Source organism: Pantoea sp. SGAir0183 (assembly GCF_043545505.1).
The window spans coordinates 3,577,191-3,589,226 of sequence record NZ_CP028053.1 but is presented as its reverse complement, the minus strand read 5'-3'; the positions used below and the strand labels follow the sequence as shown (position 1 = coordinate 3,589,226).

10 protein-coding genes are annotated in these 12,036 nt (G+C 53.5%); all 10 read left to right on the top strand.

Annotation, left to right across the window (positions count from 1 at the left end):
- The first annotated feature begins 720 nt into the window (after positions 1 to 720).
- Positions 721 to 2,445, top strand: a complete 1,725-nt coding sequence (ilvI, locus tag C1N59_RS16710) for an acetolactate synthase 3 large subunit (RefSeq protein WP_006117663.1) — start codon at positions 721 to 723, stop codon at positions 2,443 to 2,445.
- A gap of 2 nt (positions 2,446 to 2,447) precedes the next feature.
- Positions 2,448 to 2,939: an acetolactate synthase small subunit gene (ilvN, locus tag C1N59_RS16705; protein ID WP_006117664.1), complete on the top strand. Its 492-nt coding sequence runs from the start codon at positions 2,448 to 2,450 to the stop codon at positions 2,937 to 2,939.
- Positions 2,940 to 3,125: 186 nt separating this feature from the next.
- Positions 3,126 to 4,136, top strand: a complete 1,011-nt coding sequence (gene cra, locus C1N59_RS16700; RefSeq protein WP_006117666.1) for a catabolite repressor/activator — start codon at positions 3,126 to 3,128, stop codon at positions 4,134 to 4,136.
- A gap of 492 nt (positions 4,137 to 4,628) precedes the next feature.
- Entirely contained in the window at positions 4,629 to 5,087 is a 459-nt protein-coding gene (mraZ, locus tag C1N59_RS16695; protein WP_006117668.1) for a division/cell wall cluster transcriptional repressor MraZ, read from the top strand.
- Positions 5,088 to 5,089: 2 nt separating this feature from the next.
- Complete coding sequence (rsmH, locus tag C1N59_RS16690) at positions 5,090 to 6,031, top strand: 16S rRNA (cytosine(1402)-N(4))-methyltransferase RsmH (RefSeq protein ID WP_054688155.1); 942 nt, start codon at positions 5,090 to 5,092, stop codon at positions 6,029 to 6,031.
- Complete coding sequence (gene ftsL, locus C1N59_RS16685) at positions 6,028 to 6,348, top strand: cell division protein FtsL (RefSeq protein WP_006117670.1); 321 nt, start codon at positions 6,028 to 6,030, stop codon at positions 6,346 to 6,348. Before rsmH ends, ftsL begins: the two co-directional genes overlap by 4 nt.
- Positions 6,349 to 6,364: 16 nt before the next feature.
- Entirely contained in the window at positions 6,365 to 8,131 is a 1,767-nt protein-coding gene (locus C1N59_RS16680) for a peptidoglycan glycosyltransferase FtsI (RefSeq protein ID WP_006117671.1), read from the top strand.
- Positions 8,118 to 9,605 (top strand): UDP-N-acetylmuramoyl-L-alanyl-D-glutamate--2,6-diaminopimelate ligase, encoded by a 1,488-nt coding sequence (gene murE / locus C1N59_RS16675; RefSeq protein ID WP_054634504.1) that lies wholly within the window; start codon positions 8,118 to 8,120, stop codon positions 9,603 to 9,605. Before C1N59_RS16680 ends, murE begins: the two co-directional genes overlap by 14 nt.
- Positions 9,602 to 10,960 (top strand): UDP-N-acetylmuramoyl-tripeptide--D-alanyl-D-alanine ligase, encoded by a 1,359-nt coding sequence (murF, locus tag C1N59_RS16670; protein WP_006117673.1) that lies wholly within the window; start codon positions 9,602 to 9,604, stop codon positions 10,958 to 10,960. Before murE ends, murF begins: the two co-directional genes overlap by 4 nt.
- Complete coding sequence (gene mraY / locus C1N59_RS16665; RefSeq protein ID WP_033740254.1) at positions 10,954 to 12,036, top strand: phospho-N-acetylmuramoyl-pentapeptide-transferase; 1,083 nt, start codon at positions 10,954 to 10,956, stop codon at positions 12,034 to 12,036. The genes murF and mraY overlap by 7 nt, the downstream gene beginning before the upstream one ends.

Genomic DNA, 12,036 nt, shown 5'->3' with positions numbered 1-12,036 from the left:
CGTGAATTTTTTGCTGCATCTATTGGTACTGGAATCAACAATCGATGTCAACCATAAGCGAAGGGTTATTTTCAGCCGCCGCAAAGAAAAATGTTCTGACATTTTTGACGCTCACAGAGTATTAAACGAGGCGGACAGAACCCATGACGTTCATTACTGCTGATACGGGGTTACGGAAGAAAGACTGCTTTTTAAGGTGATGAAATATAATGATAAATTAATATTCCAGTATCGCTTTATCCATAATCAGGCCATCTCAGGCAGCATAATCTCATGCGCTTTAAATTTTTATAAGATAATTACGCCATAAAAACGCATGAGGAAAAGATGGCTGGCTGAGTCCGTTCGTCATAGGTTTTTTTTATTTCTTAGATATGGCTACAAAAAATATCATTAACAGCATTTTCCTCTGCCATTATTGAACGTATTTAGTTTAATAATCGCAGGCAAAAGTTGGCGGGCAGAGGCTTTGAATCCCGCCGCCTTTCATCAAATGCGTTTGGCGTTTGCCAGCCCGTTTTTCTACGGTTATGGTAATCGACCTACTCTTAGAAAAATTAACCCAGCAGAATTCTCTGTATCTGGATCGCAGAAATGAGTTCTGCGGTCTTAGCAAAAACATAAGGTTTTGATTTTAATTGGCGAAACAGGGCAGGATGCATATGGCTAGCGGAAAAGCCGTCGCCAGTGGATTCAGTTCCTCAAGCCGGGAGGCAGAAAATGGAGATGTTGTCAGGAGCCGAAATGGTCGTCCGGTCGTTGATCGACCAGGGCGTGAAGCAAGTGTTCGGTTATCCGGGTGGCGCAGTACTCGATATCTATGATGCACTGCAAACTGTGGGGGGCATCGACCATGTTCTGGTCCGCCACGAGCAGGGTGCGGTCCACATGGCCGATGGTCTGGCACGCGCAACCGGTGAAGTCGGTGTGGTGCTGGTGACGTCCGGGCCGGGTGCAACCAATGCGATCACCGGTATCGCGACCGCCTATATGGATTCTATTCCGTTAGTCATTCTGTCGGGTCAGGTGCCGTCTTCGCTGATTGGTTATGATGCCTTCCAGGAATGTGACATGGTGGGGATTTCCCGCCCGGTGGTGAAACACAGTTTTCTGGTGAAAAACACCGAAGAGATCCCGACGGTACTGAAAAAAGCTTTCTGGCTGGCATCCAGCGGTCGCCCGGGACCGGTGGTTATCGATCTGCCAAAAGATATCCTTAATCCTGCGAATAAGCTGCCTTATCACTATCCGCAGGAAGTGAGCATGCGCTCGTATAATCCGACAATTCAGGGCCATAAAGGCCAGATTAAGCGTGCGTTACAAACCTTACTGGCGGCGCATAAGCCGGTTATCTATGCCGGCGGCGGTGCCATTACGTCGTCGTGTGAAGCCGAGCTGTTGCAGCTGGCTGAGCGCCTGAATATTCCGGTCACGACTTCACTGATGGGGCTGGGTGCGTTCCCTGGCAGCCATCGCCAGTGCGTAGGTATGCTCGGTATGCACGGCACCTACGAAGCGAATATGACGATGCACAATGCCGATTTGATCTTCGGCGTTGGTGTACGTTTTGACGATCGCACCACCAACAATCTGGCAAAATACTGCCCGAACGCCACCGTGATGCATATTGATATCGATCCGACGTCGATTTCCAAAACGGTTTCCGCGGATATTCCGATTGTGGGCGATGCAAAACAGACGTTACAGCAGATGCTGGAACTGCTTGATCACACGGAGGCGAAGCAGCAGTTAGACAGTCTGCGTGACTGGTGGCAGTCGATTGAGACCTGGCGCGGGCGTCAGTGCCTTGCCTACGATCGTACCAGTGACAAAATCAAACCCCAGGCCGTGATCGAAACCATCTGCCGTCTTACTAATGGTGATGCTTACGTGACATCGGACGTAGGGCAGCATCAGATGTTTGCCGCGCTCTACTACACCTTTGATAAACCCCGTCGCTGGATTAACTCTGGTGGCCTCGGCACCATGGGCTTCGGCCTGCCTGCCGCGCTGGGTGTCAAAATGGCGCTGCCTGACGAAACCGTGATTTGCGTGACGGGCGATGGCAGTATTCAGATGAACATTCAGGAGCTTTCGACCGCGCTCCAGTATGATCTGCCGGTATTAGTGCTGAACCTGAACAACCGTTTCCTGGGCATGGTGAAACAGTGGCAGGACATGATTTACTCTGGCCGCCATTCTCAGTCTTATATGGAATCATTGCCTGATTTCGTTCGCCTGGCGGAGGCCTATGGTCACGTAGGCATTGCCATCAGTCATCCTGCGGAGCTGGAAGAGAAGCTGACGCTGGCACTGGAAACTCTGGCAAAAGGACGACTGGTGTTTGTTGATGTTAACGTTGACGGCAGTGAGCATGTTTACCCGATGCAGATTCGCGGTGGCAGTATGGATGAGATGTGGTTGAGCAAAACGGAGAGGACTTAATTATGCGTCGCATTTTATCGGTTTTGCTGGAAAACGAATCCGGCGCATTGTCTCGTGTTGTTGGCCTGTTTTCACAGCGTGGCTACAACATTGAGAGCCTGACGGTTGCGCCCACGGACGATCCTACGCTGTCACGCATGACGATTCAGACTGTTGGCGACCAGAAAGTCCTGGAGCAGATTGAGAAACAGCTGCACAAACTGGTCGATGTTTTGCGTGTGACCGAGTTAGGGCAGGGCGCTTACGTCGAACGTGAAATTATGCTGGTGAAAATTCAGGCGACAGGTTATGGCCGCGAAGAGGTAAAGCGCAGCGCAGAAATTTTCCGGGGCCAGATTATTGATGTGACGCCTTCGCTTTACACGGTTCAGCTGGCAGGCACCAGTGATAAGCTGGATGCATTCTTAAGCACGGTACGCGAAGTGGCTGAAATTGTAGAAGTCGCGCGCTCCGGCATCGTTGGTGTTTCACGTGGCGAACGGATAATGCGTTAATCACGCGCCGTAACGATCTAAAACGAATGTAACCCGGCGAAATGCCGGGTTTTTTCTTTTTTGTGCAGAACAAGGTTTTCCATCAGAAAAGCGGTTGCTCCGCGCACTTTTCTGCTGTTAGATGTGATAAAAGAATGTCCATAGCTTATCTGCGGGTTATCAGACCCGCTTAACGGTGGGGTTACAGTGAAACTGGATGAAATTGCGCGCCTGGCGGGTGTATCGCGCACCACGGCCAGTTACGTCATTAATGGAAAGGCACGGCAGTATCGTGTCAGCGATAAAACCGTTGAGAAAGTCATGGCGGTGGTCCGCGAGCATAACTATCATCCTAATGCTGTGGCGGCAGGGCTGCGCGCCGGGCGCACGCGCTCGATCGGTCTGGTGATTCCCGATCTGGAAAACACCAGTTATACACGTATTGCTAACTATCTTGAGCGTCAGGCCCGCCAGCGTGGCTACCAGTTATTGATCGCCTGTTCTGAAGATCAGCCTGACAATGAAATGCGCTGTATTGAGCATCTGCTGCAACGCCAGGTGGACGCCATTATCGTATCCACTTCACTTCCTCCTGAGCATCCTTTTTATCAGCGCTGGATTAACAATCCCCTGCCCATCATCGCACTGGACCGCGCGCTGGATCGTGAACACTTTACCAGCGTGGTCGGTGCTGACCAGGACGATGCGTATGCCCTGGCGGCTGAACTGCGTCAGCTTAAGGTCAGCAACGTTCTGTTCATGGGCGCGTTACCAGAATTATCGGTCAGCTTTCTGCGTGAACTGGGATTCAGAGAAGCCTGGAAAGGGGATGAGCGTCCCATCGACTTCCTCTATTGCAATAGTTTTGAGCGCACGGCGTCGGCCGCCGTGTTCGAAAAGTATTTGCAGGATCACTCAATGCCAGACGCGCTGTTCACCACGTCATTCGGCCTGTTACAGGGCGTGATGGATGTGACTCTGAAGCGTAACGGCCGCCTGCCGTCCAATCTGGCGATTGCCACCTTTGGCGATCATGAGCTGCTGGACTTCCTGGAGTGCCCGGTGTTATCGGTAGGCCAGCGTCATCGTGATGTAGCCGAACGGGTACTGGAATTGGTATTAGCGTCTCTCGATGAACCGCGTAAACCCAAGCCTGGATTAACGCGTATTCGCCGCAATTTATTACGTCGCGGACAATTAAGCAGAATTTCTAATTAATAATACGGGCAGCGATTTGTCTGCCCCGATGTTTAAATGCTGTTTTTAAACTCTTTCTTGTCCAAAGTAAAAAAGCGTAAGCGTTTAACATTCATTCTAACAAATTAAGTTAACAGACCATTCTTGTTTACTTACAACTTAACGCTGGTTTAGCCCCTTAACATCAGGCGAGTGGCTAGGCTTCCGTTAAGAAATCCCCTAAAATGCGTCCCCTGTCTCAAAACGGCATCGGATTATTCAACCGTAATAAACGTGTTAATTTTCGCCGTTTTTTTCAGAGCTGAATTTTTTATTCAATTATTCATTAGTTTAATTTTGATTAATCATCTTCCGGCGTTTTGAAACCTTTTCAGTGTTAATTCCCGCCTCGGTAAATAATCATATTCTACTGCCGCTCCGGCTTGACAATGATTTCCTACGATCCTTAAACTCGTTTTGTGGTAAAAAGTGGGATAAAGTGGTGCAAATGGGTAACTGAGGGGTGAGACTGACATGTTCCGTGGAGCAACGTTAGTCAATCTCGACAGCAAAGGACGACTGGCGGTACCAACCCGTTACCGTAATTTGCTGAACGAGGAATCGCAGGGGCAGATGGTTTGTACCATCGACCTCCATCAGCCATGCCTGTTGCTTTACACCTTACCCGCATGGGAAATCATTGAGAAAAAACTGGCGAGTCTGTCCAGCATGAATCCGATGGAGCGCCGCGTGCAGCGTTTACTGTTGGGACATGCCAGTGAGTGTCAGATGGATAATGCGGGCCGCTTATTGCTGGCGAATACCCTTCGCCAGCATGCAAATTTAAGCAAAGAAGTGATGCTGGTTGGGCAGTTCAACAAGTTTGAACTGTGGGATGAACAGACCTGGTATCAACAAGTCAGGGATGATATTGACGCAGAACAGTCAGCTCAGTCGCCTTTATCTGAGCGGTTGCAGGATTTATCGCTATAGCTATGCAGGAAAATTATAAACACACCACCGTGCTGTTGGATGAGGCAGTGAATGGCCTCAACATCAAGGAAGACGGAATCTATATTGACGGCACCTTTGGTCGTGGCGGTCACTCACGCTTGATTCTGGCGCAGCTTGGCGCCAACGGAAAGCTCATCGCCATTGACCGTGATCCGCAAGCTATCGCCGCGGCCGCTGAAATAAAGGATCCGCGTTTTTCCATTGTTCATGGCCCCTTTTCCGCGCTGGCGGAGTATGTGGCAGAGCGTGAACTGGCAGGTCAGATTGACGGCATATTACTGGATCTGGGCGTGTCATCCCCGCAGTTGGATGATGCCGAACGCGGGTTTTCATTTATGCGTGACGGGCCGCTGGATATGCGCATGGATCCCACGCGCGGCCACTCTGCCGCCGAATGGTTGATGCAGGCAGAAGAGGCCGATATCGCCTTTGTGCTGAAAACCTATGGTGAAGAACGATTTGCGAAGCGGATTGCGCGGGCGATTGTGGAACGCAACCGGGATGAACCGATGACGCGCACGAAAGAACTGGCAGAGGTGATTGCCGCAGCAACACCGGTCAAAGACAAGTTCAAACACCCGGCGACCCGTAGTTTCCAGGCCATTCGCATCTGGATCAACAGCGAACTGGAAGAGATCGACACCGCATTAAAAGGTGCAGTCGATGTGCTGGCTCCGCAAGGGCGTTTGTCTGTCATCAGCTTCCATTCGCTGGAAGACCGGTTGGTGAAGCGGTTTATGCGCGATCAGAGCCGCGGGCCGCAGGTGCCCCATGGCTTACCCATGACCGAGCAGCAACTGAATGCACTGGGTGGGCGTCAGTTGAAGCTGCTGGGCAAAATGGTACCTGGCGACACGGAGGTGAAAGAGAACCCCCGTGCGCGCAGTTCCGTTTTACGAATTGCGGAGCGAACTGACGCATGATTGGCAACGAACGGCACAGCTTACCCGCGGTCATCGCGGGCGACATTATGCGTAAAGGGAAACTCCCTTTTCTGTTGCTGATTGCTGTGCTGGTTTCTGCCGTGCTGGTCGTGACAACGACGCACAAAACACGCTTGCTGACTGCCCAGCGAGAGCAACTGGTGCTTGAGCGTGATGCGCTGGACATTGAGTGGCGCAACTTGATTCTGGAAGAGAATGCCCTTGGCGATCACAGCCGCGTTGAGCGGATCGCCACCGAGAAGCTGCAGATGCAGCACGTTGATCCTTCGCAGGAAAACATCGTGGTGCAAAAATAAGGACCTGTTACTGCTAATGAGCGGCGTAAAAAGAACGCTGAAGTTAAAAAAACCAGAAGATAAAGCCAGCTTTGTAAGCTGGCGTTTTGCGTTGTTATGCGGTTGCATTTTACTGGCCTTAGGTGGGCTGTTATCACGCGTGGCCTGGCTGCAGGTAATTAATCCGGACAAACTGGTTAAAGAGGGCGATTTACGTTCACTGCGCGTTCAGGCCGTGCCCACCTCGCGGGGGATGATCAGCGACCGCGGCGGGCGTCCGCTGGCGGTCAGCGTGCCGGTTAACGCCATCTGGGCCGATCCCAAAGAGCTGCATGATGCGGGCGGTGTCACGCTCGACAGTCGCTGGCGTGCGCTCTCAGATGCGCTTTCTGTGCCTATTGATCAACTGGCCGCCCGCGTAAATGCCAATCCTAAAGGCCGGTTCATCTATCTGGCCCGCCAGGTCAATCCCGCCATTGGTGAATACGTCAAAAAACTCAAGCTGCCCGGTATCCATCTGCGCGAAGAATCACGCCGTTATTACCCTGCCGGACAGGTCACCTCACATCTGATTGGCTTCACCAATATCGATGGTCAGGGAATCGAAGGCATCGAAAAGAGCTTTGACAAATGGCTGACGGGTGAGCCCGGCGAGCGTACCGTGCGTAAAGATCGCTATGGGCGCGTTATCGAAGACATTTCATCGGTGGACAGTCGTGCGGCACATAACCTCACGCTGAGCATTGACGAGCGTTTACAGGCGCTGGTGTACCGTGAGCTGAATAATGCGGTCGCCTTTAACAAAGCCGAATCGGGAACGGCGGTTCTGGTGGATGTGAATACCGGTGAGGTCCTGGCGATGGCGAACAGCCCTGCCTATAACCCCAATAACCTCAGCGACACGCCAAAAGATCTGATGCGCAACCGGGCCATCACCGACATTTTCGAACCCGGCTCGACGGTAAAACCGATGGTGGTGATGACCGCGCTGCAACGCGGCGTGGTGAAAGAGAACAGCGTTTTGAACACCGTGCCGTATCGCGTAAATGGTCATGAGATTAAAGACGTAGCGCGCTATAACGAACTCACGCTGACTGGCGTACTACAGAAATCGAGTAACGTCGGTGTTTCCCGACTGGCGTTAGCGATGCCCTCCTCAGCGCTGGTAGAAACTTACTCGCGCTTTGGTCTGGGTAAACCGACCAATTTGGGGCTGGTCGGGGAAAGCAGTGGCTTATACCCTAAAAAACAACGGTGGTCTGACATAGAGAGGGCCACCTTCTCTTTCGGCTACGGGCTAATGGTAACGCCGTTACAGTTAGCGCGAGTCTACGCAACGATTGGCAGCTTTGGTATCGCCCGCCCGCTCTCAATCACCAAAGTGGATCCGCCGGTGGGCGGTGAGCGCGTATTTCCTGAAGCTCTGGTGAAAACCGTGGTGCATATGATGGAAAGCGTTGCATTGCCGGGCGGGGGCGGCGTGAAAGCCGCCATTAAAGGTTATCGCGTCGCCATTAAAACCGGTACGGCGAAAAAAGTCGGACCGGACGGGCGTTATGTGAACAAATACATCGCCTATACCGCAGGCGTGGCACCTGCCAGCCGTCCTCGTTTTGCGCTTGTTGTGGTCATCAACGATCCTCAGGCCGGTAAATATTATGGTGGTGCGGTTTCTGCACCGGTGTTTGGTGCCATCATGGGCGGCGTACTGCGCACCATGAACATCGAGCCGGATGCGCTGCCGACCAATGACAAGAACGAGTTGGTGACAAACAGAAGTGAGGAAACAAGTGACAGATCGTAACCTGCGCGACTTACTCGGACCGTGGGTGCCCGGTGCACCTGCGCGCCCGTTGCGTGACATGACGCTGGACAGTCGCGTGGCGGCTGCGGGTGATCTGTTTGTCGCTATCGCCGGCCATCAGGTTGATGGACGCCGCTTCATTCCTCAGGCCATTGCCCAGGGCGTGGCCGCCGTGATTGCGGAAGCCGAAGGGGAAGCGAGCGACGGTGAAATACGCGAAATGCACGGCGTGCCGGTTATCTATCTTGCACAGTTGCCCCAGCGTCTTTCCGCTCTGGCGGGGCGTTTTTACCAACAGCCGGGCGAAAGACAAAAACTGATTGGCATCACCGGCACTAATGGCAAAACGACCACGAGTCAGCTGCTGGCCCAGTGGGCTGAGCTGTTGGGTGAAACCAGCGCGGTGATGGGGACGGTGGGAAATGGTCTGGTCGGCCAGCTCGTGCCTGCCGAAAACACCACCGGCTCCGCTGTGGACGTCCAGCATACTCTGGATGAACTGGCCAGCAAGGGCGCGTCGCTGACCGCCATGGAAATCTCCTCCCACGGTCTGGTGCAGCATCGTGTCGCAGCCTTGCCGTTCGCTGCCGCTGTCTTTACCAACCTCAGTCGCGATCACCTGGATTATCACGGCGATATGCAACAGTACGAGTCAGCTAAATGGCTGCTGTTCTCTGAACATCAGGTGGGCGTGGCCATCCTGAATGCCGACGATGAAGTCGGACGCCGCTGGCTGGCAAACCTGCCTGATGCGGTTGCTGTCTCGATGGAAAATAACCTGCAGCCTGGCTGCCACGGTCGCTGGCTTCGCGCAACCGAGGTGAACTATCACGACAATGGTGCTCACATTCGTTTCCGCTCCAGTTGGGGCGATGGCGAACTGGACAGTCGTCTGATGGGGGCTTTTAACGTCAGTAACGTGTTGCTGGCGCTGGCCACACTGCTGGCGCTGGGTTATGCACTGGATGATTTACTGCGCGTTGCCGCAAAACTGCAGCCGGTTACCGGGCGGATGGAAGTCTTCACCGCGCCGGGCAAACCCACTGTCGTGGTGGATTATGCCCACACGCCCGACGCATTAGAGAAAGCACTGGCCGCCGCCCGCCTGCATTGTAAAGGTAAACTATGGTGCCTGTTCGGCTGTGGCGGCGATCGTGACAAAGGTAAGCGCCCACTTATGGGTGCCATTGCGGAACAGTTTGCCGATGTGGTCGTGATTACTGACGATAATCCGCGCAGCGAAGATCCTGCGGCGATTGTGCAGGACATTCTGAGCGGCCTTCTTGATCCGGGCCGCGCTCGCGTTGTTGCGGGCCGTGCACAGGCAGTCACCAGCACTATTATGCAGGCTCAGCCCGACGACATTGTGTTAGTCGCCGGTAAAGGCCACGAAGATTATCAAATTATTGGTCATCAGCGGCTGGACTACTCCGATCGTGCTACGGTCGCCACGCTGTTAGGAGGCATTGCATGATTCCGGTTTCATTACGCACCTTAGCGCAGGTCACCAGCGGTACGCTGCACGGCGACGATTTGACGTTCAACACCGTCACGACAGACACCCGCAAGGTCACCGCAGACAGTCTGTTTGTTGCTATTGTGGGTGAGCGCTTCGATGCACATGACTTTGCCGAGGATGCGATTGCCAAGGGCGCGAAAGCCTTGCTGGTAAGTAAGCATTTACCTGTGTCGGTGCCGCAGGTCGTTGTCAAAGACACGCGCATCGCCTTTGGTAAGCTGGCGTCCTGGGTGCGTCAGCAGGTCAGTGCCCGCGTCGTTGCGCTGACCGGCTCATCCGGTAAAACGTCAGTGAAAGAAATGACCGCAGCGATTTTACGCCAGTGCGGCGAAACGCTGCATACCGCCGGTAACCTGAATAACGATTTTGGCGTGCCCATGACCCTGCTGCGTCTCACGCCAGAACACCAGTATGCCGTGATTGAGCTTGGCGCTAATCATCAGGGTGAAATCGCCTATACCACCGACCTGGTTCGTCCGGAAGCGGCGCTGGTCAATAATCTGGCTGCCGCGCACCTTGAGGGTTTCGGGTCGCTTGAAGGTGTCGCAAAAGCGAAGGGTGAAATTTTTTACGGCCTGCCCGCAAAGGGAACGGCGATTTTAAATGCTGACAGCAATGACTGGCCACGCTGGCAGGAGAACCTGCACGGTAAAACGGTATGGCGCTTCTCGCCGCAGGCCGCAGACTGCGACTTTGGTGCGCGCGATATCCGTATTCGCCAGGATGGCACCCATTTTGTCATGCATACGCCCCGTGGTGACATCGACATTATTCTGCCTCTGCCCGGTCGGCACAATATCGCCAATGCTCTGGCGGCGGCGGCGCTTGCGTTGTCGGTCGATGCACCGCTTAGCGCGGTGCAGACCGGGCTGAAAAGCCTGCAGTCCGTTCCTGGTCGCTTATTTCCCGTCCGGCTCTCAGATCATCAACTGCTCCTGGATGACAGCTATAACGCCAATGTAGGATCGATGGTTGCGGCGGCACAGGTGCTGTCTGAAATGCCTGGCTACCGTGTGATGGTGGTGGGCGATATGGCTGAATTAGGGGATGAAAGTGAACAACTTCATCGCGAAGTCGGCCTGGCCGCCAAAGCTGCAGGCGTTGACCGGGTATTAAGCACCGGGCAGTTCAGCCACTTTATGAGTGAAAGTAGCGAAGTTGGCGAACATTTCAGCGATAAAACGGCGCTGACTGAACGATTACGCCAGTTGCTGTCCGAACACAAAGAAATGACCGTATTGATTAAAGGTTCGCGTAGTGCCGCCATGGAGCAGGTAGTACAGAGCTTACAGGAGAAAGGAACATGTTAGTTTGGCTGGCCGAGCATCTGGTCGCATTTTATTCCGGTTTTAACGTCTTTTCGTATTTGACGTTTCGCGCCATTGTCAGCCTGCTGACCGCACTGTTTATTTCGCTGTGGATGGGGCCGCGTCTGATTGCCTGGCTGCAAAAGCTGCAGATCGGGCAGGTTGTCCGTAATGATGGTCCCGAATCGCACTTCAGCAAGCGGGGCACGCCGACGATGGGCGGCATCATGATTCTGACCTCGATTACGTTGTCGGTGCTGATGTGGGCTTATCCTTCTAATCCCTACGTCTGGTGCGTGCTGGTGGTGCTGGTGGGCTTTGGCGTCATTGGCTTTGTTGATGATTACCGTAAAGTGGTTCGTAAGGATACCAGGGGGCTGATTGCCCGCTGGAAATACTTCTGGATGTCGGTGATTTCGCTCGGTGTCGCCTTTGCGCTCTATCTGGCTGGTAAAGATACGCCTGCGACGGAACTCGTGGTGCCGTTTTTCAAAGATGTGATGCCACAGCTTGGCCTGTTTTACATCGTACTGGCCTATTTCGTTATCGTCGGTACTGGCAATGCCGTCAACCTGACTGATGGGCTGGATGGTCTGGCCATTATGCCGACAGTGTTTGTTGCGGCCGGTTTCGCCCTGGTCGCCTGGGCGACCGGTAACGTGAAGTTCGCCGATTACCTGCACATTCCTTATCTGCGTCACGCAGGTGAGCTGGTTATCGTCTGTACGGCGATTGTTGGGGCAGGATTAGGTTTCCTCTGGTTTAACACTTATCCGGCTCAGGTCTTTATGGGCGATGTCGGCTCGCTGGCACTGGGCGGCGCGCTCGGTACCATCGCTGTCCTGCTGCGCCAGGAATTTTTATTAGTGATTATGGGCGGCGTGTTTGTGGTTGAAACGCTGTCGGTGATCCTGCAGGTGGGATCGTTCAAGCTCCGTGGCCAGCGTATTTTCCGCATGGCACCGATCCATCACCATTACGAACTGAAAGGCTGGCCAGAGCCGCGCGTGATTGTGCGCTTCTGGATTATTTCGCTCATGCTGGTGCTGATTGGCCTGGCGACGCTGAAGGTACGTTAA